Genomic DNA, 25,689 nt, shown 5'->3' with positions numbered 1-25,689 from the left:
TTATAAAATTTAATCTCAGTTTAAAATTTCTGTAACTATTTCATTCTTTCCTTTACCGACTTCCATAGATGTAATTAATTCATCCTGAGGATAAATGAAAGATTTATTTTTCATAATGGAAGGAAGTTTTTCCAACTCATTTTTATCGAGAGTAGGTATGTGACCCTTCCATGCGTTATATTGAAACTCATTTTGGTGAAAGCACAATACGGGAACTCCGACTAATAGTGCTTCAAAAAAAGAGAGTCCCGGAGATGCAAATATCACGTCCTGAACACTCATTGTTTTAGCTACTTCAGTTAATCCTTTGAGAATATTTACCTTTGTTTCTGATTGCTTATTGTTTTCCAGAACATTATTCAACTCATCATAATTTTCAAATGCTGAACCAAGCACTATTGTAATATTATAAACTTCACCGGACTTAAACAGGGCATCTGTAACATGAGTAGATAAATTAGCCTGATCGGCACCGCCGAAAATTAGCATAATATTTTTGACAGGTTGTTCTCTGTTTGTTGTCTTAGTGTATTCGTAAAATTCAGATCTTAGGAGCCAGTATTTTGGTCCCCAGAATTGTACCTGTCCAGTGGTTTTATCTTTAGAATATATATTCTGAAAGTTACTTCCCATGCCGGCCATTACTGTTACATCGGCATATTTATTAGCATCGGTCAGATTTGTTAAAATGACGAGCTTAACCTTTAATTCTTCTTTTATCTTTTGAGCAAGAGAAGGAGCAACATCCAGCTTATCGAAGATAACTCTATCCGGAGATTCTTTTTTTAAGATTTCAAAAATTGCTTCATCATCTTTGCAATAAGTAACTCCGCATCCGGATTTTTTTAATAAATCAATTACATGTGTATCACTCTTAGTCAGAAAAAATATTTGCAGTGAACTCTCAGCTTCTTTCAGGAAGCTTACCAATGTAATTGCCTGATAAACGTGTCCCATTCCAAGCGTGTTGTTGCCGTCTGTAATGAATGCAATTTTCATTACTTAATCTTCGTAACTTCATTAAGCGTATCAATCAATTCTTTATCAACAACGTATCTTTGAGTAATGTGCTGATTTATTTTTGAAAGATCTGTCCTATCAAGTAAAGCAATCACTTCTTTTGTGCCGTACTCAGGATCTTCTTTACTAAGTTCAGCATCTATCTTATTAAATAATTCAAGATCTTCGGGGTAATCTAAAGTAAGTCTGTAATCTCTTACCCACTCCTCAGGTAAATTAGTAATGTGGAGTTTGAAATGCTCAGGATTGTTTTGGAAATACCATGTCATGTATTCTGAATAGTCCGCTCTCTTGAAATGATTTTTAACTTTATGAAGTGCCTGAGTATTTATCACTTCCACATCTGCACCTAAAGCAGATTTTACAGCCGCAGTGTAATCTGCACCCGAATTAAAATGCTCATGTAAAAGATAATCTGCAAATTCCTGAGATGTAAACGGGCTGTCAGCTGTGACTCTTATAATAACATCAATGTGCAATTTATCAGCTATATCAAGATATCTTTGTATTACATCATCAGGGTCTCCCTTGTGAAATATTACATCAGATCTGTAAGTATGGTCTTTTAATTCGGCATCTTCTTCTAATGTTGATGTTGCAAGTATTACATGATTAATTGATGAAATATTAAGACAGCTTTTTATACATTTTTGCACAGAAGGAAGATTGCCGATTTTTTGTAATGCCTTTTTAGGCAGCCTTGCAGATTTTAATCTGCATGCTATTATAATTGCTATCGTTGCTTTTTTAAAATCTTCTTTTAAAAAAGTATCACCTGCTTTTTTAGGAACTGCAAGGATATGAAAAGATTCAACAAGCTCTTTAATTTGCAAAGCATTCAATCCGGGTTTTCCGGAACGTTTGAAATCCAAATCAGTTGAAGTGTTAATCAATTGACCTGCTTCCAGACCGGATTTACAAATCGGTACCTGTATTGAATTTCTTAAATACTCTTTTTCCTTTTCGTTAATGAAAGGACGGTTTTTTAAATCTAAATAATTTTCAAGATTGGCTGTAAATTTTCTATACCTGTCGATATCTATTGCTGAGAAATGGTCGTACTTTGTTTCTAGACTGCTGTGCTTAATATGTTTTTCAATTACATCAGCGCCGTTTAAAGCAGCTACAACAGGAAGCCAGATAGAATCTTCGCTTTCTCCCGCAGCATGGTCGGCAAATACAATTCTGTTGGGGAAAATATTTTTTAATGTCTGAATTTTTACAAATCCCGAATCTAAAAGGGAAGTAGGATAAGCCTGGAATCCGACTTCAAGCAAAATTTCTTTGGGTTCTAATCTTTCATTGAGAGAATTAATTCTTTCCTGTATCTGCTCTATTTCATATCCGCTTACATTGATTACAAGATTTATATTTTTGAGTTTATGTTTTGATAACTCATTCAATAAAACGTCATTGTATAAAACTGAAGATTGAAATTTTATTCCCTTCACAACATCTCTGTTTTTTACAAATACTTCAACTCCGTACAGATCAAATAAGTCCAGCCAGATTTCTTTTGTTTCATTAGCTTTTGATAAAATCTTTTCCCATTGTTCGGGAGTAAACATCAATTCTTTGTAAATAGGATATCCCTCATAGTCTTCAGTTGAAAGCATATCAGGATGCAGCGGTTGAAACTTCATGCCGTAGCCTTTGTATTCACTGAATTCTTCTATCAGTGAAAGTAGATAATCAAAATTTCCACCATGGGAATTTGCGACTTCTAGTATATTATAAATCATGTAGTGAAAATTTTTTTAAATTGCTGTCCAGCCGCCATCGACGACTATATTTTGTCCGGTTATAAAAGCTGCTGCGTCAGATGCAAGGAAAACAAATGCCCCTGCAATGTCTTCGGGCTCTCCAATTCTTTTTAGGTGTGTCTTGTTTGCAAGTTTATCAACAAAAACTTTATCCTTTTGAACTTCTTTAGATGGAAATGGTCCCGGAGTAACTGAGTTAACCCTTATGTTTTCTTTTCCGAGATAACTGGCATAATATCTTGTTAATTGTAATAAGCCTGCCTTCGCCGCTCCGTAATGCGGAGGATTTAAATAAGCAGGGGATTCGTCGTACACTTGAAAATCAGGAGCAATAACTCCATACATTGATGAAACATTAATGATTGATGCAGGACTGCTTTTCCTTAAATATGGAATTATATCTCTTGTGCACCAAAAGGCGCTTGATAATGTTCCTGTAACCCCAGACTGCCATTCTTCATCCGTCATTGTTTCAGGATTTTGACCTTCAAGGTAGCAAGCATTATTAACAAGTACATTTATCCTTCCGTGTTTATTAAAAACTGTTTCAAATCCTTTTTGAATTGATTTGCTGTCAGATATATCAAATTCCTGAAAGGAAACATTTACTAAATGTTTTTCATCAAGCTCTTTTAAGATATCATCGTATTTTTCTTTGCTTCTGCCCGCTACAATTACTATAGCATTGTGAAGGAGCAGACCTTTTACTATTGATTTGCCGAGATGTCCATATCCTCCGGAAACAATTATTACTTTATTCGTTAAATCTATAGTGGGTGGATAATTCATTTTTAATTTTGCGGCCAGTTAGATGGCAATAATATTTTTTCTGAAATTCTCAAATCGGTACTGAAATTCACGGAGGGAATTTCCTGCTGCAGTGAATTTATATTTTGGGATAGTTGCTCTGCATTATTTACCCCGATTACAACCTTATCAATATTGTTATTGCTAACGCAATGATTTAAAAGAAAGCCTGCTTTAGAATTTGAATCAGGAAAATTTGAGTTTAGTTCTTTAAGGAATGGAACAAGCTCGCTAAAGTATGAATTAAGTTTGTTGTAATCCATAAAAAAAATTCCCTGTAAAAAAGCAGAACGTGTATGTATTTCCGTTCCGTAACTTTTTAAGATAGGGAAGTAAGGTTCGAACCTGTTATCTATAATATTGAAAGGAATTTGTATCAGATCCGGAACCATTTTTTTATCTAAAAGCATTTTAAGCTCTTGAGGAGCATACATAGAAGCTCCAATTTTTTGAACCAGACCTTCTGCTTTTAACTGATTTAAAATGTCCCAGAGTTCAGGATGCTCAAACAATGTGGAAGTACTGTGAGCAATATATCCGTATAAACTTTTTTGCTTTAAACTTTTGAGAGATTCATCCAGAGATTGTCTCAGTGTCTTTTCATCATTAGTATCAAAATATTTTGATACTATATTATAATCGTCTAATTTAAAATTACCGAGATTCTCTTCGCTTGTTCCATAATGTCTTGCTGTATCAATAGTTCTTATCCCGTTATCAAAAGCTAGTTTAAGAATTTCACCTATTTCTTTGAGAGAAGTCTGACCGTAAGTATTACTTATACCATATTTAAATCCAAATTGTACTGTGCCTAAAGCAAGTTTGGAAGTTTTTAATGCAGGGGTCATTTTTTATAGAAATCAAATACTGTCTGTATTACAAAGTTTTGCTGCTCGTTTGTCAGTGTGGGATACATAGGAAGACTCAGGCAATTCTGATAGTAGCTTTCAGCAAAAGGCATATCACCTTGCTTCCATCCGAATTTTTTATAATAAGGCATTAAGTGAGTCGGAACGTAATGTACCTGTGCAAAAATATCATTCTCACGCAGATAATTATACAGACCTAATCTGTCTTCTGCTTCTATTATATATAAATGATAACCATGTCCTTCAACAACACCTGACTGGCCTTTAATGCAGCCGGTGTTTTTAAATGCTTCAAAGTACTGCGCTGCAATTTCTCTTCTTCTTGCAAGACCTTCATCTGCTCTCTTCAACTGTGAAGTACCAAGCGCTGCCTGAAAATCTGTAAGGCGGTAATTGTACCCCAGCTGCTGCATTTCCATGTACCAACCCGGGTAATCATTTGTATTCTCTTCATTATTAAAAAAACCTGATGCTTCGTTCACTGAGTTTTCAAATAAATCAACATCTCTTGTAATGCCGTGAGATCTTAACATTAAAAGGTTATCGTAAAGCTCTTTATTGTTAGTTGTTATCATTCCGCCTTCACCGCAAGCTATATGTTTTACAGGGTGGAATGAAAAAATTGCAAGATCAGCAAAATTACCGTTACCACAAAATTGTTTTGTATCGGCGCTATCGGTAAAATATCCTCCCGGGGCATGACAAGCATCTTCTATTATCCAAAGATTATACTCTTCGGCAATTCTCTTAATTTTTTCAAGGTTAACGGGTCTTCCGGCAAAATCAACGGGAATAATTCCTTTAACTGAACCTTTTGGTTCGCTTTCTAAAATTTTTCTTACAGAGTTTTCATTTATTAAATATGTCTCCGGGTCTATATCTGCAAAAATAATTTCACCGCCGCAATATCTTACACAGTTTGCAGAAGCAGCAAATGTTATAGGTGTGGTAATTACTTTGTCTCCGGGTTTTACATTAAGAGCTAATGCGCACAAATGCAATGCAGCTGTTCCGTTAGCCACCGCTACAGCATACTTAGCTCCGATATATTCTGCAAAGTTATTTTCAAACTCAGCTATCTTCGGACCTTGTGTCAGATAATCTGATTTTAATACATCTGTCACGGCATTAATATCGTCAGCAGTTATGTTTTGTCTTCCGTAAGGAATCGGGCCGGAGTTAATTATCTTTTTATCTTTAAGTTCACTCATTATTAATTTTCAAATTCTGATTCAACATGTTTTTTTATTAAACTTCTTATTTGTTCTACCGTCAGCCAATCGTCGTTCTCACCTGAGTTGTATTTAAATTCAGGTTCTACTTTCTTTGCGCTGAATTTCGCTATAAAATCATCCACATTCCATCTTGGTGTAGATGGAATTATAGTATAATACTTTCCTAAATCGTAAGTATAAAATGAATCTGATGTAGTAATCATTTCTTCATGAATCTTTTCTCCGGGTCTTATTCCTACAATTTTCTGTTCGCAATCAGGACCTATAGCTGTGGCTACGTCCGTTATTCTGTACGATGGTATTTTCGGAACAAAAATTTCTCCGCCCCATGCGGTTTCAAATGCATGAAGCACCATATCAACACCTTCAGCAAGACTTATATTAAATCTTGTCATGTTGGGATCTGTTATAGGAAGTACTTTGTCTTTTTGTTTTTTAAGGAAGAAAGGAATAACAGAACCGTTTGAACCCATTACGTTACCGTATCTTACTACTGAAAATGTAATCGGCTTCCATCCTTTTATATTATTTGCTGCTATGAAAAGTTTATCAGAAACAAGTTTGGTTGCTCCGTATAAATTTATCGGAGCTGCTGCCTTATCTGTTGAGAGCGCAACAACTTTCTGTACATTAGCTTGTAAACATGCATTAATAAGATTTTCTGCCCCTATGATATTAGTCTTAATGCATTCATCCGGATTGTATTCTGCAATAGGAACGTGCTTCATTGCAGCAGCATGCACAACGTAATCTATGCCTTCAAGAGCCCGTTTCAATCTGCTGTAATCCCTTACATCACCTATAAAAAATCTTATCATAGGATATTTGTCTTCAGGATAATCCTGAGCCATTACAAATTGTTTCTGCTCATCGCGGGAAAAAATTACGAGTCTTTGTATATCAGGCCATTTTTCTAATATAGTTTTTACAAAAGCCTTGCCGAATGAACCGGTGCCACCGGTAATTAATAATGCTTTTTTTGAGAACATTTAGGTGTAAATTTAATTGAAATTTTTTCTGATAGTTTGTTCAAACTAAGAAAATACGTGAGATAAGTTTGATGTATTACTAATGAATAGTGGAAAAAGAAGAGATAAGGCTTATACCTTATCTCCCTTTTTCTTTGAAGTCACACTCTTTTGGCTTTGTGAGTAGTAATAATAATATTCGTAATAGTATCCGTAGGATGCTTTATACTTGAAATTATTTAGTACTACACCTAATAAGTTATGTTTGTTAACAGAAGTTAATCTTTGATAGGCGCTGTAGAACGCTCTTTTGATTGTTTTATTAGATTGGGCAACAAGAATTGTTCCATCTGTAATATTGTAAAGTATTTCTGCATCTGTAACGCTGATAAAAGGCGGTGAGTCAACTATTATTACATCATAAATTTCTTCAAGCTTAGCCATGAATTTCTTCATTTGTGTGGAACCAAGAATTTCAGACGGATTCGGAGGAATGGTACCTGCCGTAATCATAAATAAATTCGGTATATCAAGCGGTCTTGTAATTTCTTCCAGTGTACAGTTAGAAAAAAGATAATCACTCAATCCCGGGTATCTTTCTAAATCGAATATTGTATGTGTTCTAGGTTTTCTTAAGTCACAGTCAAGTATAAGTGTCTTCTTATTTGCAAGAGCAAAACTTCCCGCAAGATTAACAGACACAGTCGTTTTACCTTCAGAAGGTATCGATGAAGTTATCAGAATAGACTTAAGCGGTTTTTCTTCAAGTTTTGAAAACTGCAATCTTGTTCTGAGCGCTTTGAAGGATTCGGAAATATTTGATTTGCTCTTTTCACCCATGAGGAATTCCCGGTGAGGCGAATTTGAAATGTCAAGTTCTTCAATTGAAGGAATCCAGCAAAGAACACTGACACCTTTGTTTTCTAACTCTTCAGGAGTTTTAATGGTCTTATCAAATTTATCTAACGCAAATGTGAATAATAAACCTAATGCGAGCCCGACAGATGTACCGATAAGTATTAATCGTATTCTGTTCGGTCCGATAGGTCCGTAATTATCTGTACCCGGGTCAATTATAGATGCATTACCTAATCGTGAACGTTCATTTATAAGCGCTTCCTGATATTTTCCTTCTAAAGTTGTGTATAGTTTTTCCGCAGCTGTTTTATTTCTTTCAAGCTTTGCGTATTCTATAACATTGGATGGTAATTCATTAAATTTAGCATCATATCTTCTGATAATAGACTGTATTGCGTTTTGTTTAGTTCTTAAAGCACGTAAATCGATTTGTGATTTCAGCAAGTCATTAGATAAATCGGCTCTGTTCTGAGGCGTAACAGCGTCAACACTTTTTCTTAATATTTCAATCTGTCTGTCGTATTCATTCTGTAAAGCAGCTTTTTTATTATCAGCATCTTTTTCAATCTGTGCTCTGACTGTTGCATTTTTTACATCGGAGATAGCAATCTGTTTTTTAATTTCTATGTCAGCAAGTTCCGCCTGAATTTTATCCAGCAATGGTTCATTTATCTTTGCTGTAATATAATTATTCAAAGCAGGGTCAATTTTAGAGTATTCTGCAGTAAGCTGGTTTGCTTTTGTCTCGGCAACTTTAATTTCTATATCGGTTGAATTCTTTAATGCCTGAAGCTCGGAAGAATTTGAGATAAGATTAGTTACATTTTGCTCCATGCTTACAATACCGGTACGTTTTTCGTAATCTTCAAGATTGCCTTCAGCTAAGGATAGTTCGTCAAATTTTTTCTTTTTCTCTTCTTCTAAAAGTTTTCTTATTGATGTTAACTGTGCTCTGCTCATATCCAGATTGTACTGTATATATGAGTTTGCCATGGTATAAGCTATTAACTGATTTTCTTTGAAATAGCTCCCTTTTACAGATATTTCAAGATTATCTACACCTTTTGGGTTTGTAACATCTACAATTTTTGAGAGAAGTTCACGAAGTGCCAGTTCATTGATTACAATTGTATCTTTTTCTTTATATCTTACAAGATGGCTGAAAGATTTGTAAACTTTTTCTTTTCTTAGGGTATCAAGCAGGCTCTGAGCAGCCATGTTTCTAACAATATAGCTTTTAATTAAAGCAATCTGATTAGAAATGTATGTTTTCTCCTGACCGAATTCCTGCATTCTGAATTCATCTAAAACGTTTCCTTGCGGCTTTTCTATTTTAATCGTGACTTTAGATTCATATATGTCTCTTAAGTTTTTAGAATAAAGAAAAGTTGTTAAAAAACCCACTACAATAAGAGAAATAATCAGATACTTATTCTGTAAAAGAATGAATAAATACCTCCTTACCTCTTCAGAATTTTCGCTGTCTAAGGTGGAATTTATTTTCTCGTTTGTATTATTATTAGAATTATCCATTTAATATTTTAATTGTTACTTGTTATTATTTAATGCAATAATAACCGAAAGTATTGAAGCTATCGGTCCGATTATTATTAATCCATCTTTAAAGTAATCCCAGAAACTTTTTTCAACTTCCAGAGGGATTACTATTATATCTCCCGGACCTAATAAAGGATTATCAATATTAAAATTAGATGTATTTTTATCAAAAAATTTCTTAAAATTATATTTCAAAACCTTAGCAGATTCATATTTTGATGAAATATTTTTTGCTTTCAAAAGGGTTACATCTTCAAGCAATTCACTGTAAAGCGGCAGACCTGCAAAAGTTATTAAATCTATCAAAGTTGAACCCTCGGGTACAATGTATTTACCGGGTGATTTAAAACTACCCCAGACTGTGACTTCGAAATTTATCTTAGTAGGGTCTGAGAAATCATAGTAATTAATTTTTTGCTTTAAAACTTTGTTTCCTATCACTAAAGTTGTATCCTGGGAAAAGGATGCATTAGAAAAAGTAAAGAAAACTATTACAAATACTATTGAAAATCTTAAAATTTTTATTGGCATAAAATATTTTTATATCGCAATGTAAAATTGCAATTATTTACGACACTATTTTATTGTTTTTACAATACCGTAGAGCAAAACCTATAGCTCCGCCAGTTCTATCACAGATATAAAAAATTGCGATAAAAAGGAATATTAAATATACATAGAAATAGCCTCAATTTCAATATAGTAGAAGGGCTAAAAAAAGCCAAAAAATTTGATTTTTCAATGAATTTCAATATTTTTTAATTAAATTATAATAAGATATTTCGAAATTGCAGCAGTACCAAAAACTGCTGCAATTTAATTGAAATAAGTTATTTGAAAGTAATGGTTTGTAAATTAGATTTTAAAATCGTGAATTGTTAACCTTGTTTAAATGGTGGATAGTGTATTCGTAATCCAATTCAGTCATTTTGTTGTGAAGTGGCAGTGCAATTGAGCAATCGTTTGCTTTTTTTGCATTAGGGTAATCTTCAGGTTTAATCCCGTATAGTTTTGAATAATAGTTCAGCATATGTACTGCATGTGTACCGGGTCTGGTGGAAATTCCATTATCTTGCAAATATTCCATTATTTTGTTTCTGGTAACGGGAGATTTGTTCTCATCTACCATTATAACAAAAGACTGCCAGCCGTGTTTATAATCGTTTGAAAATGAAGGAGTACTTATCCAATCTATAGCAGAAAGCTTTTCAATATAAAATTCAGCCCACCTTGCCCTTTCATCTATAAATTTATCCAGTTTTTTTAACTGAACTATACCAATCGCAGCCTGTATATCGGTCATTCTGTAGTTAAATCCTAAAAGATTAAAATCAGGCATAAGATAAGGCTTTGGTCCATTGTATCTTTCTTCTTCTGAGCTTGAAGCTCCATGATTTCTTAATTTTCGTAGTTTATCGGCAAGTGAATCATTATTTGTTGTAACCATACCGCCTTCACCTGTTGTTACAGATTTTCTCGGGTGAAATGAGAAACATCCTAAATTTCCCATACTTCCCGCGGATTTACCTTTATACGAAGCTCCGGATGCGCAGGCGGCATCTTCAATTATTGGTATATCACCTGCAATTTCCAGAATTTTATCCATTTCAGAACACAGTCCGAACAGATGCACAGGTATTATAGCTTTAGTTTTATTTGTTATTTTCTTTTTTAGATCGTCGGTATTAATATTGAAGGTACTTGTATCAATATCAGCAAAAACTACTTTTGCGCCCTGATAAAGTACAGCATTAGAGGTGGCTACCCAGGTAAACGCCGGAACAATTACTTCATCGCCGGGCTTTATATCTAAAGCCGCAACAGCAATGTGCAGCGCTGTTGTTGCGCTTGTGACTGCAACTGCATGTTTGACCTGATGACGTGCTGCAAAATTTTCTTCAAACTCCCTTACCTTTGGACCTTGTGTCAGCCAACCGGAATTCAAAGGTTCTTTAACAGCCAGCCACTCTTCTTCACCAAGTACAGGTTCCGATATTTTTATTATTCTTTTTTCTTCAGCCATTCTTTAAAAATACTTATTTTATTTCAAAATATATACGGTCTTTGAAAATCAAATAAAACATTGATTTTGAAAGCGGGAATTTTGAAAAGCAGAGTGTGTTATTAATGTGAAAAAGAATTATGAGGACGGAGGGAAGATGAAAGAAGGTAATTAAACCTGACAGGTTTTTAATCCTGCCAGGTTTAGTTTCTAATCAAACTATTTTACTAATATCATTTTTTTAGTTTGGGTAAATGATGGAGTTGTGAGTTTGTAAAAATAAACTCCACTTGGAAAATCGGCACCGTTAAAGCTTGCAGTATAAATTCCGCTGTGAGTTACCCTGTCTACAAGTGTTGAAACTTCTCTTCCGTTAATATCATATACACTAAGTTTTACATACTCCTTTTTTGGAATATTAAATTTAATTGTTGTAACCGGATTAAAAGGATTCGGATAGTTTTGATTTAGCTCATACTGTTTGAGTATTTCAACCGGGTCTGAAACAGAAATTACTTTTGCATTAAGTTTTCTTTTAAAAATTCCTCTGCCGTAAGTAGAGATTAAGACGTAATCTTCTCCCTGTGCTGAGTCTATCAATTTCATTTCCTGTATAATCATTCCTTTCGGAAGACCTTCGTTCCATGGGTACCAGTTTTGTCCTCCGTTAGTTGTAATAAAGCATCCCCATCCCTGAGTTCCCACTATCATCCTGTTAGTATCAGAGTAATCAAGCTGAATATCTGTCAGCGGATATTGTGATATTCCGTTTGAAGGTACCTTTGTCCACTCGGGATTTAAAACTCTGTCTGCAGACATCTTGTATATTTTATTTGTAGAATCAATACTGCCTCTTACAATTGCCAGAAGCAGGAATGCTGCTTTAACTTTTTGAATTACTTTATTGCCAATATTAGGAGATATATCAAACCATGCCTGGCTAATTCCTGTATATAATTTACCAGTATTAGATGTAGTAGAATCCGTTGTAGGAACAAATAACTGGTTTGTTAACGGCATGACATCAAAACCATAGTCTAAATATCCCGTTGCAGTCATCGGCATATTTAAATTCAGCCAGTTTGCTCCGTTATTGGTAGACCTCCACATACCTTTGCATATAGGAACAAATATCTGGAAATTATTCGGAGTACGAGAACTTTTAATCTGATTGTACCATTGCCCGCATCCTCCTGTAATATTGTTTGTAACACCGGTCCATGTTAATCCCGAGTTAGTACTGAAGCTTGGGTAGAACGGAACGGGATTATTTGGCACTACTCCGACTGTCGAGTAATATAAGTTTTGATCTGTAGGATGTATTGCCGCTCCGGAACCGTCACCATATTGTGTGTGATTCCATGTAGCTCCTCCGTTGCTTGTCACTACTGTTCCGTTATGTTCCACTCCTGAAGCCAGATAATTATTGTTGCCTTCGCTATAATCAAAATATACTGTCTCCGTTATCGGGAATGAATTTATATTTGTGTTATACGTCACTCCGGCATCGGATGAAACCGCAAGCCCTCCGTCATTTGCCAGGTATAAAGTAGTTCCGTTTTCGTTCCATTCAAATGATTGTATATCTGCATGTACATTGGGATTTACAGTGCCGGGCTGAATTGACGGACTTGTTATTGCAGTCCAGTTTGTTCCGCCGTCACTTGAACGGATTAAATAAACACCACCCGCTAAAACTTTATTCGGGTCCCGCGGACTTACCGTAATTGAATTTGCATGAAAGCCTTGTCCGTTTAAAATATCAAATTCCGTCGGAGTGTTTAATCTGTTCCAGTTTGTTCCACCGTTAATTGTTTTATAAACACCCAGCAAATTATTGTTGGTGCTGTTTGCAATTAAAGCATACAAAATATTTGGCTGGTCATTACAAATTGCAAGAGTAGTATTTCCAAAATTAGCTGTTGGCAGCCCTGAAGTAGATGCCATTGCATTCCAGGTACTGCCCGAGTTTGTGGTTTTGAATATATTCGTAGCGGCATTACTGCCCCACACAGCAGCGTAAAGAATAGTGGGGTCAAGAGGATTTATTACTAAATCAGAAATTGTAGTCATGCCTCCAATATTAATAGCCCGCCAGTTTGTTCCTCCGTTAGTAGTCCTCAGGTAATTATTAAGCTGTCCTGCTCCCGATATATGAACTATTTCCGGGTAAAGAGGATTATAAAGGACTTTTGATACGGCAGCTAAATATAAAGAATTATTTGCAGGTAAAATGTTTACCCAGTTTACACCTTTGTTTGTCGTTTTAAATATTCCTGTACCGTCTCTTCCTCCTCCAATTTCTCCTGTACCGACGTAAATTTCATCCGGGTTAAGAAAATTCGAAGCAAACGCACCTATCTTTTGAGAGGTGATATTATCTGTTAAGCACACAGGTTCTCCTATGAAAAGCTGCTCCCATAATCCTCCATTAGCGCTTCCAATCCTGAAGTATCCCTGATTGGTAATTTCAATGTCTAATATCTTACCGCTGAATTTTGATCCCGGCACCTGAGTCAGCCTGTTGAATGCGCCTTTCGGACCCATAGAAATCCATGGGTCAGAGGCGTTATCAACCTGTGAATTTTTTAAGGTGCTTTCATATTTTTCCCATAAGTCTGCTGTTTCCTGAACGGAAAGTTTCACATAGGCAGGGTTTTCTTTTTCTTCACCTTCGCCCTCGGCTTCATGTTCAGTTTTCTTCTGATTATTTTCAATATCATTTTTTTCATATCCCTCATCACTGTCTATATCAATTTTTTTAAATATTGTAGCATTGGTTAAAAAAAATATGAGGAACAATAATACCAGAATGGAAGCGGAGTTATATATAATTTTCTTCATGGGGATATTATTAAATTTATTATATTTTAATTTGCCGCTGCTGCGGGAGATAAGCAGCAGCGGCTGAGAAATTTAACCGGCTTACTTAACCAGCAGCATTTTCTTTGTATCTGCAAAATCTCCTGCTTCAATTCTGTAATAATAAACACCGCTCGGCAGATTGATACAATTGAACTCAACAGAATGAATTCCTGCTGTCTGCACTTCATTTATCAAACTGTTTATTTCTTTTCCAAGTACATCAAATATTTTTATTGATACATTGCTTTGGACCGGCAATGAATAATTTATTATTGTAGAAGGGTTAAACGGGTTAGGATAATTTTGTGACAGATGAAAATTATCTGCAGCTGAATTTGAATTACCCGTACCTGTGAAAACAGTTCCCGAGCAGCCGCCTGTCACATAGCTTCCATTACCGGCAGGGCCACTCCAGATTACAAGACATGAATCACCATTTACATTTCTAAAACTTGGACTTGCGTATCCGTAATAGTTTGTGCCGCCAACATTTGTTGGATTCATTTGCACGGTGCTTCCCATTACACCTGCATTAAAAGTCCTGCTGTTTACTGCGCTGAAATTTTCTCCTCTTCTGTTGTTATATGCGAATAAATATGAACCGTTGGATCTTGGTCTGCCTGCAACTGAAATTCCTGTAGTAGTATCGGAAAATTCATCAATATAGTTTGCATCAAAAATCGGAGCTCCTCCAGTAATGTTTGATGTGTAGAAATAATAGGGGTCCCAGTCTCCTCCGCCATATAATCTACGCACTGTAACCATCGCTGAATTATTCTGATATCCTGTACTTGCAATTCTTGGACTTTCTTTCAAAAACCCGGGGTCAGTTGTATTAAATAAAGTGGGAGCTGTAGTACCATATGTATCACTTCTTGTGAAATGAAGTGAAGTGCCGCTGCCGAATAATCCGGGAATTCCGCGCACAACCGTAACAGTATACAAAAGGTTTATATTGCCAACTCCGTTAACGCAGGCAATATCTGTTTCAAATTTTGCAGAATCAGGTGATATCCCGGCTACATAATATCCATATTGTCCGCCTGCATTACTTTGATAACCTGAAAGAGCCGATATAGAAGACGCATATATATCGGGAATGTAATACAATTTTGATTTAAGATTTCTTCCGCCTGCAACAGAATCTAATGTCAGAGATAAATATATATATGTACTTGTTGAAAATACGGCATTATCGCTGGTAATTCTGGCATTTGAATATACATACGTTGGCGAGCCGGCAGCGCTCAATATTGATACCATGTCTCCATCCTCACGGATTCTGATTACAGAGATTGACTTGTAACCTGACAGTGTATAAGACATAGCAACGAAAGCATAAGCAGAATCACCTTTTGATACTGCTTCTGCATCCACACCGTTATAATCTATTTTTAATTCTGACTGAGAAATTCCGTACATTAAATAAAAGGTTAAACCGTTATTAGTAGATTTGTATATCTTAAGTGTATCGGGAGTTGTCGGACCGCCGTAAACGCCAATTGCTGCGAAAATAATTCCATTAATTCTTTCTCTTGAGATAGAGTTTGCTATTACAGTTGAACTCGTTATTCTTGTAAGATTTAATACTTCGCCGGGATTATAATTTTCTGAACCTCTGGAAAAATTAAATGCATCGTTTGAGGACTGTATTTTCTGCGGAGAAGTAAGTTGATTAAGTTTTTCCTGCCAATATTTAGTGGATACTAAATCGTTAGCAAGTCTTGCATCATTTAAATTCTTTACAACTTCAGTAATCCTTGCATCAGGTACGGAACTGCTTGTAACTTCCGTGTGAGTTATTCCCGGAGTTTTATTTTGTTGAGAGAAAACTGATTGGGAAATCAGAATTAAGAACATTGTAAATATTATTTTTTTCATATTATTATAAATTAGTTGTTAAAAATTTTGCTTTTTCTTTTACATCACTATGCTGCTTCAAAAAAAAGTCGCATGCTGTTGAGATTGCCTTATCTGAATCAGCATTAAGCAGTTTTTGTATTTTCGCAATCTGCTTTTGTGTCTGAGGGAACAGTCTATATCCCCGTGCTTTTTTAGTTTGTTTTTTCATTTGGGAGAATTTGAATTATCTTTTCGTGCGGACGATGTTTTGGGAGAGTGCACGCAGCGTGCACCATTTGTGCACATCCGCAAATTAGTAAATATGCACTGCGGTTTGCAAAGAGAAATTTTTAAAGTTGCCACAGCAAATTTTCTTATACACCGCATCTATTCAAAATAATAGATTGTTTTTTTCTTTATTTAAAAATACATTACCGCACGAAGAAACCCCAAGAAATTGAACGAAAAAATCATAAGTGTATTAAAAACCTTTAATAGTTCTGATATAAAAGACTTCAAAAAATTCATCTTATCACCCTACTTCAGCACTGGAAGAGACCTCACGAAGTACTATGAATGCATTATGAAGTATCATCCTGATTTTGAAATCAGCAAAGAAAAATTTCTTAAAAGTTATTTCGGTAAGCTTGATGACAAGGAAGGAAAACAATCAAAAATATTACGCACATTGAACTCCGATTTCAGCAAGATACTTGATGATTATATAGCAGTAGACTCCCTGAAGAACATGAATTTCTATTATAACTATCTTCTCATTGAAGGATATTCTCACCGGGCGCTTTATGCATTAGGTGAAAAGAAAGCAGAAGAAACTTTGTTGATGGAAGAAGATCTGGACTCAGGATTTATCCGTGAGATTCAGATGATTTTGCTGAAAAATTTAATATTTCATTTTAAAAGCCTTACAAATAAAAATCCGGAAATATATGGTGTAGTCGAAAGTCAGAGCGAGGATTTAATTACATTCTTTGTTAATATTTCTTCACACCTGTTAAATAGTCTGAAAGTGAACTCTGAATCTTACAATATACAAAGAAAAACAGAGCAGCTTTCACTTCTGATAAATAACATCGAGCTCGATAAATTTCTGGATAATCTCCGCCCCGATTATCCCAACTATAAAAAAATAAAACTTGATATTATTTTGTTATGCACGATGCTTAAGAATAAAAAATTCGAGCATCTGTATATGAAGCTGAATGAAGTTTATATGGATACATTCGATACCCTTGACCACAGACATAAGATGAATTATTTCACATCGGTTTTAAATTACTACACCGCTAATCCTTCGGAGCAGACAATTCAGCTTAAGTTTGAGTTTGTAAAGTTTGGACTCTCGCAGGGATTGTTTCCATCGGGAGAAATTATATATATCAACGCAGGAACTTTCAAAATGTTTATGCTTGCGGGACTTCATGCCGGAGATATAGACTGGACTGAAAAGTATATCGAAGAATACGCTGAAAAACTAAACCCAGATTTCAAAGAAAATATGCTAAATTATTCTTACGCATATCTTAATCATTATAAGGGAGATTACATTACATCATTGGATTATATTTCAAAATTCAGATTTGCAAATGAAGTGTTTACCTATGATATGAAACTGATGCAGTTAAAAAATTTTTATGAGCTTATGAAACAATCTGAATCTTATCTTGAAAATATTAATTATGCCATTGATGCCTTTTCACATTATTTAAAGGATAACAAAAAAGTCTCTGAAAATTACAGAAAATCAGGTAAGGATTTTATTGCAGGAATGAAACTGCTGGTAAAATTCACAGCAATGCTTTCCGATAAAGAAGAGAAAAAAAAGGAAATGTATGATCTGGAAAAATTTATGTCGGAAACAAAAAATGTCTGGCTGATAAGTAAAATAAAAGAACTGATATACAACAGATAAAAATTATAAAGTGAGCGTCATTAAAAAACGAAAGCCCGATAAGTATTTAATTTATCGGGCTTTTAAATTGGTGGAGAATAGCGGGGTCGAACCGCTGACCTCTTGCATGCCATGCAGTGACAAACGATTTTGTGCTATTTTTAAATTTCAGTAAATAATTCTTTGCTTTATAAAATACAAAAAATAAATACTTCGATTCTGTTCAATTTTGCACAAATTTACAATATATGGAATAATTTACTCTATATAATAGGGTAGATTTTCTTGTTGCCATAAAATGACTTTGTTTCCCTTTTGTTCCAATCTTGTCAAAAACTGCTGACAAACTGCTGACAGAAAATCAAATTCTAATTATAATAAATTTTAAAAAGGTAAATACTAATTATTATTCTAACTATGAATCAAAATAAAATTGAAAACGAAAAATTTCCGGAGTTAAGATTACTTTCACTAAATGAAGCAAGGAAAAGACTTGGCATTAGAAGAGGTAATCTTTTAAAACTAATCAGAGATAAAAAACTAATTTCTAAAACAATTAATAATAAAATTTATGTTCCTGTTCAAAGTATTATTTCTTACGTTACTAGTTTCGATATGGACGAACTTGAATCTGATGTGTCAAATAAAATGAATAATAATAAAGTCGGGGAAAGGGAGAATAGACATTCTTCACTATATCAAATCATGAAATCAAGAATTAAAAAATAAATATGGCATCATTATTTGTATACAGAAATAAACTGCATATCGAGTACAATAAAGCTGGACATAAGGTAAGAGAAAACTTGGCACTCATTCCGAATGAACGTAACTGGGAATTAGGTAGAAGTAAACGCAAGGAGATTGAAGCACTTTACGAAACAAAGAATGAAAATTCATTATTAAGAAAATTAATACTTAAAGAGCTTGAAACCTCTGAGCTTACCCTCTATTCAGCAATTGAAAAATATCAGAATCATTTATCAAACAGCAGTATCGAACATCAGAACATGTTTATAAATGCAATGAATAAATTTTCAAAAGTAGTTGAACCGGAAAGAAGAATCGATAAAATTCGTTCTTCAGATATTACAAGCTATCTACGGTTACTCAAAGCTACCGTTAGTAATGCTACTCAAAGAACAAATTATACTTACATAAAAATGTTTTTTACTTATTTGTTTAAGGAAGACATACTAGATAAATCTCCTTGCAGAAATGTTCCAGGTCCGAGAGAAATCGAAAAAGAAATTATTGTGTTTTCAGATGATTTGCTTTTAAAAATACTTGAAGAAACAAAGCATTTGGATTACAAACTATACATTTTGTTTGTTTTCCTTTCATTAACTGGTATGAGAGTGATAGATGCATTAAATTTAACTTCGGATAATTTTGTAATGAAGGAAAGCTATATAAAGCTTAATGTGTCAAAGACAAAATTATTCAGAACATTTCCGATATACGAAGAACTGAGAATATTTATAGAAGAAGAAATGAAACCGCTGCTAAGTTTAACAAAAAACCAGAAGTTATTTGAAGGATTTACACGTGGAAGTATTGGTCAAAGATTTCGCAGAATGAAGAAGCGTTTTGATATACCAAACAACTATACAATTACGCTCAAGACATTCCGTAAGACTCTTGCAACAAGAATGTTAAACGCCGGAGTTCGAGTAGAATTCGTAAGTAAATTGCTTCATCATAAGAAACTAGCAACAACTATGAAATACTATGCATTACCAGAGATCGTAAGCATTCAAGCTGAAATCGAAAACTCTTCTATACAAATCCTTCCTAAGATGATTCAAGAATAATTGCCCGGAGAAATTCCGGGTGATTATAGATTTGTTGAATTTGGAATTTATTTCTTGAAACTATGATATTAAATTTTTATTAAGTTAAAAAATTATACTTGACATATAATTAGCATAAGATTAATTTTACATTGAAATAAATATTTCTTATAACCCACTGATAAGAAATTTCTATAAAAAATCCGAGACGGCGAACCGGTAAAAAATTTAATAATATTTAGAAGAATTTTTTATTCATTATTAGAATAAACACATTTTTTTTGTTATGAAAGTTTATATTTTCATCGTTCGTTTTTATTACTATTTAAGATTATAATAATAAATAGACTATTATGAATTCATAGTTATAATAAACTCCATATACTTTAATATGAGATAATTTAGGTAAGGTAAATTTATCTCATTATAAACTAACAATTCAAAAACTTAGTGGCACAGGTTTTTTTGAATCCTGGTTTAATGGATTCATTTAAATTTTATATTTTTAAAGTGCTATCTATGCCGTCAGAAAACAAAAATTCATTTTACTCGAAATCAACAATACAATTTATTCTGTTAAATTTTACAGAATTTAAATCTGCTTACTTAATTTTAGTTCGTAAAATAGGTCAAAAATAAATTATGAAAAAGTATTATTTGTTTATTTATATAATTTGTTTACTAGTAACTACAAAAGCTTTCCCTCAACTTGTTCAGGATTTTAGAGTTAACAGTGATGTTACAAATTTTTCGCAAAGTAAATCTAGAATAGGATCTGATCTTTTGGGAAACTTTGTTATTGTATGGAATGATAATAGAAGGAACGATTCTTCTGATGTCTATTTTCAGAGATATTCATTTAATGGAACTATACTTGGAAATAATACAAAAATAAATTCACAAACAATCTTTGCCTATGACCCCGAAATTGTAGTAAAGCCCAATGGTAATTTTTTTGTGATTTGGAATGAAAAAATTGGCAACAGCTACTTCTATAGAATAAAACATTTCAATAAATATGGTGATTCTATTTCAACAACAAATAATTTTAAAGATAATAATTTAAATGTAATTAGAAACTATAAGATAGCTATAAATACAAACGGTTATTTATTGATAAGCTGGTTAGAAGTCAATCAAAATTGGGCATATTCAGCAATAAAATATCAAAAATTTGATTCGGCAGGAACCAGAATTGGCAATAATATCCTTGTAACTGATACTACTGTCAATAAGGATTACAATGCATTATCTGTAAGAGATGACGGCAGTTTCATTATAGCTTGGTCTGAAAGTAATGGAAGCGGAGCAATAAACATTTTGGCACAATTATTTAGTGCAGGTGGAAGTCCTATCGGCGGCAGATTACAAGTAAACAATAATACAGGTGCATTTGATAGTTATACTAATCCTGTTGTTTCTTCGGATAGTGTGGGAAGATTTTGCATTGTGTTTTCTTATTACAATCTTGGGTTCAATTCAAGAAGTGTTGTATATCAATTATATAATAAAGACGGAGTAAGAAAAGGCGATAATACTTTATACGGAAACCAAGGAGTAGAAAGATTTAATCCAAACGTAAAAAAATTAAGGAATGGAAATTTTATTTTAAGCTATAATAATGACTTGAACGGAATAACTTATATGCTTAGGGCAGATTCATCAGGGAATTTCATAGGGAATGAATTTGCAGTTTCAAGCTTGTTTCCATTTGAAGAACAATCATTTGCAGATTTTGTTTTTTCGAATGAAAGAATAATAACTACATGGACTGATACCAGGCTTGGAAACCGAGATATATTCGGTAATATTCGATCATACAACAAGCCGGACAGCACAGTAGCAATTCATAATATTTCAAGCGAAATTCCTTCTGACTACAAACTATATCAAAACTATCCAAATCCTTTTAATCCTGAAACAAATATAATGTTCGACGTAAATAGGTCAGAAGATATTAAAATTATTGTATATGATTTACTTGGAAAAGAAAAAATAAAATTAATGGAGGGGAATTTTACTCCGGGAAGATATTTAATAAAATATAATTTTTCTGCAATTGGCAGTGGTGTTTACTTTTATAAATTATTTATTGGGGGAACATCATTTGAAACTAAAAAACTAATTTTATTAAAATAAAATAAAAAAGAATGAATAAAGGACCGTAGTAAAATTTTTCCTAAAAAAACAATTTTAAAATCACAGGGACAGCCCCTTAATAAATTACACGCGCCAACGGATAATTATTAATTTTATATACTTTTTTGAAGTATATAGAGCTGCCCTATTTTATAACACTAAAAACATTAAAATATGAAAAAAGTTAATTATATATTGGGTATATTTTTATACGCAATATTGATTATTTCTAATTTAGCTTTTGCTCAAAATACAGAAATAGATAAGTGTTTTACAAACGTCAATTCAATTCAACAAGAACCTGAATATTTATCTGCAAGCTGGAAAACCTCACAGACAATTCAACTGGCAGTTATTTATTTTGACTTTCCGGACGGAAGACGCAGTGACAATGGTGAACAGCCTATATATACAAGTGATTTACAGTATGTTCCGAATTTTGACGCAGCCGGTGAAATAGGCTTAACAAACGATTTATCGCCCTATGTTGTTTCGGGAAATTCTCATACGCTATATACAAATGCAGCTAAATATTCATGGCAGGATAGATATAACATGTTTTTTGATATAACAAATACTTACCAGGGCAGTGCACATCCTGATTATCAGACCCATAACAGTATGTATGGCGACCAGGCATATGGAAGTATGAGACAATATTGGAAAGAGGTTTCATCCAATATGCTAGATGTAATACCGGCGACTACTCATCCAAATTCCGGAAATGATTATCAGGGAATTGTAAATGACTATATAACTTTACCAAACGGAAAGCAAATAATAAAGTATATTACATTAGATAAAAATAAGTATGGACCGGAAGCTACATCGTATATGCCGGATTATTACTGGTATACATATACAAATCCCCCTATTGCAGATGATGTAAGCAGACTTCAACTTATGCAGGAAGATATGATTAAAAAATTGAAATACATGTATTCACATGGGCAAACGCCGTTTGATTATACAAGTTTTAATGCAGCAGGTGGTAAATGCATTTTTGTATTTGCCGGTTCATCATATAGATTTAAAGGTTTAGGATTTTCTGACGGCATTATTGTACGAGACATGAACGCAAAACCGGATGAAATTGCATGCCGAATTGATGGATTTAGTAATATGGCACATGAGTTTGGACATAGTGCATTCGGTTGGGGACATACAGTTTCAGGCAGATATGATTTAATGAATGTTTTTATGACTAGAGATTTGAATTGTCCTTCACATCCAAATCCCGTCTATAAACTCAGAAAAGGATGGCTAGATGCAGTACCTTATGAACATTCAATGACAGAAACAAATTTACCACCGATCGAAACCAGCAATAAATGCGGCATTGTTACGATTTACGGTAAGCCAACAGTTTCCCCGGATCATCTGGCTGGTGAATGTTTTATATTGGAAAACAGAAAAAGAATTGGATTTGACAGGCAAATAGTAACCGATAACATAAATGATTTTAAAGGAGGTTTATTAATTTGGCACTACTCTCCGTATACTCCTCAACCTGTTTCTTCGTGCTCAGGAGAAGATCCTACAATAATAATAAAACCAGCAGATCCTACTGTTCTACTCAGCCAAATGTGCGGGAGTATAGGAAATCCACTTCATTTTTTTGCTCATGCTGATGTTTCAGGAGCTTATAAATCATTTCTTACTCAAAGGACTTTTTCAGGAGAAAATCTCAAAACAGGTATACAACTGACAAATATAAATCAAAATGATTACAGTAATGTTAACAGCGGAATAAGCTTTACTCTCCAATATACAATTTCAGAGCCACCTGACTATCAACATGTAGTATATAACAGGGGAAGTGTTCCACAGATGTATTCACTTTCTGATAAAGTTTACTATCATGAAAATGACCCAAATGCTAATTATATATTTTACGAGAATACGGAAATTGAAGGTGTTGCAGGAAGAAGTTTTGTATTAGGACCATTTAAAAGTAGAACACATGATAATAATCCAATATTATTCAAAGGTGCTAACTATGCCAATACAAGTGAAAGTTATATTAATACAGTTGCAGGAATTGAATGTAGAGGAACGTCTCAGTTAGACTCTATTGTAGTTGAAAATATAAAACTTCAGAATACCAATGGCAATATTAGGGATTTTACTATGTTTAACACCGGTGGAACTAATCCAATAGTTCTCAGGAACATTAATGTCTCAGAGACAAATTACTCTGATCCTGATTTTTACGATATTGCCTTGGTACAAAACAGAAATTATTCAAAAATAGATTTATCAAATTGTAATATCTACTTAGCTTCCACAGGTGTAGGGGCTGAAATTGATAATGATATTTCTTTACATTCAGCTAATTTGAAGGTTGGAAATGTTTGGAAGTTTAAAAATAATTCCGGAATTGTTCTTGACAACTCATCAATATATAGTGTGGTTGGCGGCGGCGGAGTTACTTTATCTCCCAAAAATGTAAATGAAACATGGAAGGGAATACAATTGACCGGTGGAAATATTATATTTAGTCAAGTAACACTTAGCAATGCTTTAACAGGAATAGAAGCAAATTATATTCAACATATGGATATAGAAAATTGTGTTTTTAATAACTCCATAGCTCATGATATAGTAATTCAAAATGCTCATCCGGATTTATTTCAAGTCGATATTTTAAATAATACATTTAATTGCAATTCAAATTATCAATATACATCTATTGGCTGCTCCGACGTTGACATCGCACATATTCGAAATAATACTTTAAACAATATTGGTCAGTTTGGTATAGCAATGCTCAATTGTCCTTACGGGGATATCTACGGAAATACAATTACAGGAGCAAATTCAAATGACGGCTATTCGACTGGAATAGTTGGTTACGCTTCCGGTGGGTCATATAATTGCAATTCAATAAGTAATTGTATGCAATATGGTGTTCTTTTAGATAATTCTCAACCTGTTTTGTATAGTAATCAAATGGAAAATAATGGAGTAGGATTATTTTTGACTAACAATTCACATCCCTTAATGACGCCAGGTTACACAATAAATCAAACCTATGAAATAGGAGGGTCAAATCATATTTTTAATAGTGCCGGACCTGAAATCTATTGTGATAATGATAAAAATTATAACAGTGATCCTATAATTAACAATGGACATAATATCATTGAAGATTATTTACATTCGGGAGGAGACCAACCTGATACCCTTATCTTTAACTCGGAAATATATGTAACACCTCCTATGATTTATTGTAGCGGAAATGCTTGGGGCGGTAACCCTAGTGGAAGATTAGTTCCGGCTTATTCATTTAGTTATAAAAATTATGCGGATAATTTTGATTTCACTCCATGCGGTTTCGGAGTTATAAATGAAGATAATTCTGAAATTCCACAATCCGAATTATTATTAGGTAATTTTATGGTTTCCAGAAATCAAAATAATAATAATGCTGCTTTAGGTTATGCATATGATTTATACAATCTACAGGATACCAATTTTTCTAAGGTTGTAGCACTAAACAATATTTTTTATACATCGGTAATTAATAATTCTGATTTGTCAACTTTAGAATCATTCTATTCCAATATTGCTAACAGCTCAACAGATACAATAATATCAAAGAGATCTCGTGACCTGAAAATAGAAACTAAAGTTGAAGAAGAATTTTTAACTCCGGCTGTAAATGATTATGAAAATATAATAAATACATCCGGTGATGATAAAGAAATATTTTATGCTAATCTAAACAAATCCCGAGTATATAGATTAATAATTGACAGTTTGCTAGCTCATTATCATGAAGGAGATAATTTCGAAAATATCGGGCTTATGAACCTTGTAAATAACGCTATAATAAAGGGCATCAATACCAATCTAAAAATTAAATCAATTGGAGCAAAAATTGATGTTAAGAACTCTGTCATAACAAACATCTTTCTCAATAAATTGAAATCTCAGGTTACTTCAAAACTTTCTGAGTTAGATAGATTAAGTAACAATGAAAAAAAGATGATGTTATTAAATAATAGATTAGTACAATTGGCAATCCATAACTATAATGCAAACATTGGTTCGATTCAA

General features: G+C 33.6%; 17 protein-coding genes. 5 read left to right on the top strand and 12 right to left on the bottom strand.

What is annotated here, in order from left to right:
• Positions 1-15 precede the first annotated feature (15 nt).
• From JST55_16650 to JST55_16595, 12 genes are all read right to left on the bottom strand, one after another.
• Complete coding sequence (locus JST55_16650) at positions 16-999, bottom strand: hypothetical protein (GenBank protein ID MBS1495138.1); 984 nt, start codon at positions 997-999, stop codon at positions 16-18.
• The gene (locus JST55_16645) at positions 999-2,762 is read right to left on the bottom strand and encodes an N-acetylneuraminate synthase family protein (protein ID MBS1495137.1); all 1,764 of its coding nucleotides are present in this window, start codon (positions 2,760-2,762) and stop codon (positions 999-1,001) included. The genes JST55_16650 and JST55_16645 overlap by 1 nt, the downstream gene beginning before the upstream one ends.
• Before the next feature lie 15 nt (positions 2,763-2,777).
• Entirely contained in the window at positions 2,778-3,572 is a 795-nt protein-coding gene (locus JST55_16640) for an SDR family oxidoreductase (GenBank protein MBS1495136.1), read from the bottom strand.
• A 2-nt stretch (positions 3,573-3,574) separates the two neighbouring features.
• Entirely contained in the window at positions 3,575-4,438 is an 864-nt protein-coding gene (locus JST55_16635; protein ID MBS1495135.1) for an aldo/keto reductase, read from the bottom strand.
• Positions 4,435-5,670, bottom strand: coding sequence for a UDP-4-amino-4,6-dideoxy-N-acetyl-beta-L-altrosamine transaminase (pseC, locus tag JST55_16630; protein ID MBS1495134.1), 1,236 nt, complete (start codon positions 5,668-5,670; stop codon positions 4,435-4,437). Before pseC ends, JST55_16635 begins: the two co-directional genes overlap by 4 nt.
• Before the next feature lie 2 nt (positions 5,671-5,672).
• A complete protein-coding gene (gene pseB, locus JST55_16625) occupies positions 5,673-6,683 on the bottom strand; it encodes a UDP-N-acetylglucosamine 4,6-dehydratase (inverting) (GenBank protein MBS1495133.1) in 1,011 nt (336 codons plus the stop codon).
• Between the two features lie 111 nt (positions 6,684-6,794).
• The gene (locus JST55_16620) at positions 6,795-9,053 is read right to left on the bottom strand and encodes a polysaccharide biosynthesis tyrosine autokinase (protein MBS1495132.1); all 2,259 of its coding nucleotides are present in this window, start codon (positions 9,051-9,053) and stop codon (positions 6,795-6,797) included.
• Positions 9,054-9,068: 15 nt separating this feature from the next.
• On the bottom strand, positions 9,069-9,608 hold the full coding sequence (locus tag JST55_16615) for a hypothetical protein (GenBank protein ID MBS1495131.1): 540 nt from the start codon (positions 9,606-9,608) through the stop codon (positions 9,069-9,071).
• 331 nt (positions 9,609-9,939) lie between these two features.
• Positions 9,940-11,100 carry a DegT/DnrJ/EryC1/StrS family aminotransferase gene (locus JST55_16610; GenBank protein MBS1495130.1) on the bottom strand — a complete coding sequence of 387 codons (1,161 nt, stop codon included), beginning with the start codon at positions 11,098-11,100 and terminating at the stop codon, positions 9,940-9,942.
• 198 nt (positions 11,101-11,298) lie between these two features.
• Positions 11,299-13,923, bottom strand: a complete 2,625-nt coding sequence (locus tag JST55_16605) for a T9SS type A sorting domain-containing protein (GenBank protein MBS1495129.1) — start codon at positions 13,921-13,923, stop codon at positions 11,299-11,301.
• A gap of 81 nt (positions 13,924-14,004) precedes the next feature.
• Positions 14,005-15,825, bottom strand: coding sequence for a T9SS type A sorting domain-containing protein (locus JST55_16600; GenBank protein ID MBS1495128.1), 1,821 nt, complete (start codon positions 15,823-15,825; stop codon positions 14,005-14,007).
• A gap of 4 nt (positions 15,826-15,829) precedes the next feature.
• Entirely contained in the window at positions 15,830-16,015 is a 186-nt protein-coding gene (locus JST55_16595; protein ID MBS1495127.1) for a hypothetical protein, read from the bottom strand.
• A gap of 228 nt (positions 16,016-16,243) precedes the next feature.
• Between JST55_16595 and JST55_16590 the strand changes: the two genes are divergently transcribed.
• The 5 genes from JST55_16590 to JST55_16570 form a co-directional block, all read left to right on the top strand.
• On the top strand, positions 16,244-17,716 hold the full coding sequence (locus JST55_16590; GenBank protein ID MBS1495126.1) for a hypothetical protein: 1,473 nt from the start codon (positions 16,244-16,246) through the stop codon (positions 17,714-17,716).
• A gap of 396 nt (positions 17,717-18,112) precedes the next feature.
• Positions 18,113-18,424, top strand: a complete 312-nt coding sequence (locus tag JST55_16585; protein MBS1495125.1) for a hypothetical protein — start codon at positions 18,113-18,115, stop codon at positions 18,422-18,424.
• 2 nt (positions 18,425-18,426) lie between these two features.
• The gene (locus JST55_16580) at positions 18,427-19,509 is read left to right on the top strand and encodes a site-specific integrase (GenBank protein ID MBS1495124.1); all 1,083 of its coding nucleotides are present in this window, start codon (positions 18,427-18,429) and stop codon (positions 19,507-19,509) included.
• A gap of 621 nt (positions 19,510-20,130) precedes the next feature.
• Positions 20,131-21,627, top strand: a complete 1,497-nt coding sequence (locus tag JST55_16575; protein ID MBS1495123.1) for a T9SS type A sorting domain-containing protein — start codon at positions 20,131-20,133, stop codon at positions 21,625-21,627.
• Between the two features lie 174 nt (positions 21,628-21,801).
• Positions 21,802-25,689 (top strand): hypothetical protein (locus JST55_16570; protein ID MBS1495122.1); only part of this gene is annotated, 3,888 nt, incomplete at its 3' end.

Source organism: Bacteroidota bacterium, from assembly GCA_018266835.1.
Lineage (GTDB): Bacteria > Bacteroidota > Ignavibacteria > Tepidaquicellales > Tepidaquicellaceae > JAFDZO01.
The sequence above is the reverse complement of the archived record's forward strand: the minus strand, read 5'-3'. Positions and strand labels throughout refer to the sequence as shown.

Excerpts from the sequence above, each read along its gene's own strand:
- JST55_16650 (MBS1495138.1), bottom strand. The coding sequence starts at position 999 with ATGAAAATTGCATTCATTACAGACGGCAACAACACGCTTGGAATGGGA.
- JST55_16645 (MBS1495137.1), bottom strand. The coding sequence starts at position 2,762 with ATGATTTATAATATACTAGAAGTCGCAAATTCCCATGGTGGAAATTTT.
- JST55_16640 (MBS1495136.1), bottom strand. The coding sequence starts at position 3,572 with ATGAATTATCCACCCACTATAGATTTAACGAATAAAGTAATAATTGTT.
- JST55_16635 (MBS1495135.1), bottom strand. The coding sequence starts at position 4,438 with ATGACCCCTGCATTAAAAACTTCCAAACTTGCTTTAGGCACAGTACAA.
- pseC (MBS1495134.1), bottom strand. The coding sequence starts at position 5,670 with ATGAGTGAACTTAAAGATAAAAAGATAATTAACTCCGGCCCGATTCCT.
- pseB (MBS1495133.1), bottom strand. The coding sequence starts at position 6,683 with ATGTTCTCAAAAAAAGCATTATTAATTACCGGTGGCACCGGTTCATTC.
- JST55_16620 (MBS1495132.1), bottom strand. The coding sequence starts at position 9,053 with ATGGATAATTCTAATAATAATACAAACGAGAAAATAAATTCCACCTTA.
- JST55_16615 (MBS1495131.1), bottom strand. The coding sequence starts at position 9,608 with ATGCCAATAAAAATTTTAAGATTTTCAATAGTATTTGTAATAGTTTTC.
- JST55_16610 (MBS1495130.1), bottom strand. The coding sequence starts at position 11,100 with ATGGCTGAAGAAAAAAGAATAATAAAAATATCGGAACCTGTACTTGGT.
- JST55_16605 (MBS1495129.1), bottom strand. The coding sequence starts at position 13,923 with ATGAAGAAAATTATATATAACTCCGCTTCCATTCTGGTATTATTGTTC.
- JST55_16600 (MBS1495128.1), bottom strand. The coding sequence starts at position 15,825 with ATGAAAAAAATAATATTTACAATGTTCTTAATTCTGATTTCCCAATCA.
- JST55_16595 (MBS1495127.1), bottom strand. The coding sequence starts at position 16,015 with ATGAAAAAACAAACTAAAAAAGCACGGGGATATAGACTGTTCCCTCAG.
- JST55_16585 (MBS1495125.1), top strand. The coding sequence starts at position 18,113 with ATGAATCAAAATAAAATTGAAAACGAAAAATTTCCGGAGTTAAGATTA.
- JST55_16580 (MBS1495124.1), top strand. The coding sequence starts at position 18,427 with ATGGCATCATTATTTGTATACAGAAATAAACTGCATATCGAGTACAAT.
- JST55_16575 (MBS1495123.1), top strand. The coding sequence starts at position 20,131 with ATGAAAAAGTATTATTTGTTTATTTATATAATTTGTTTACTAGTAACT.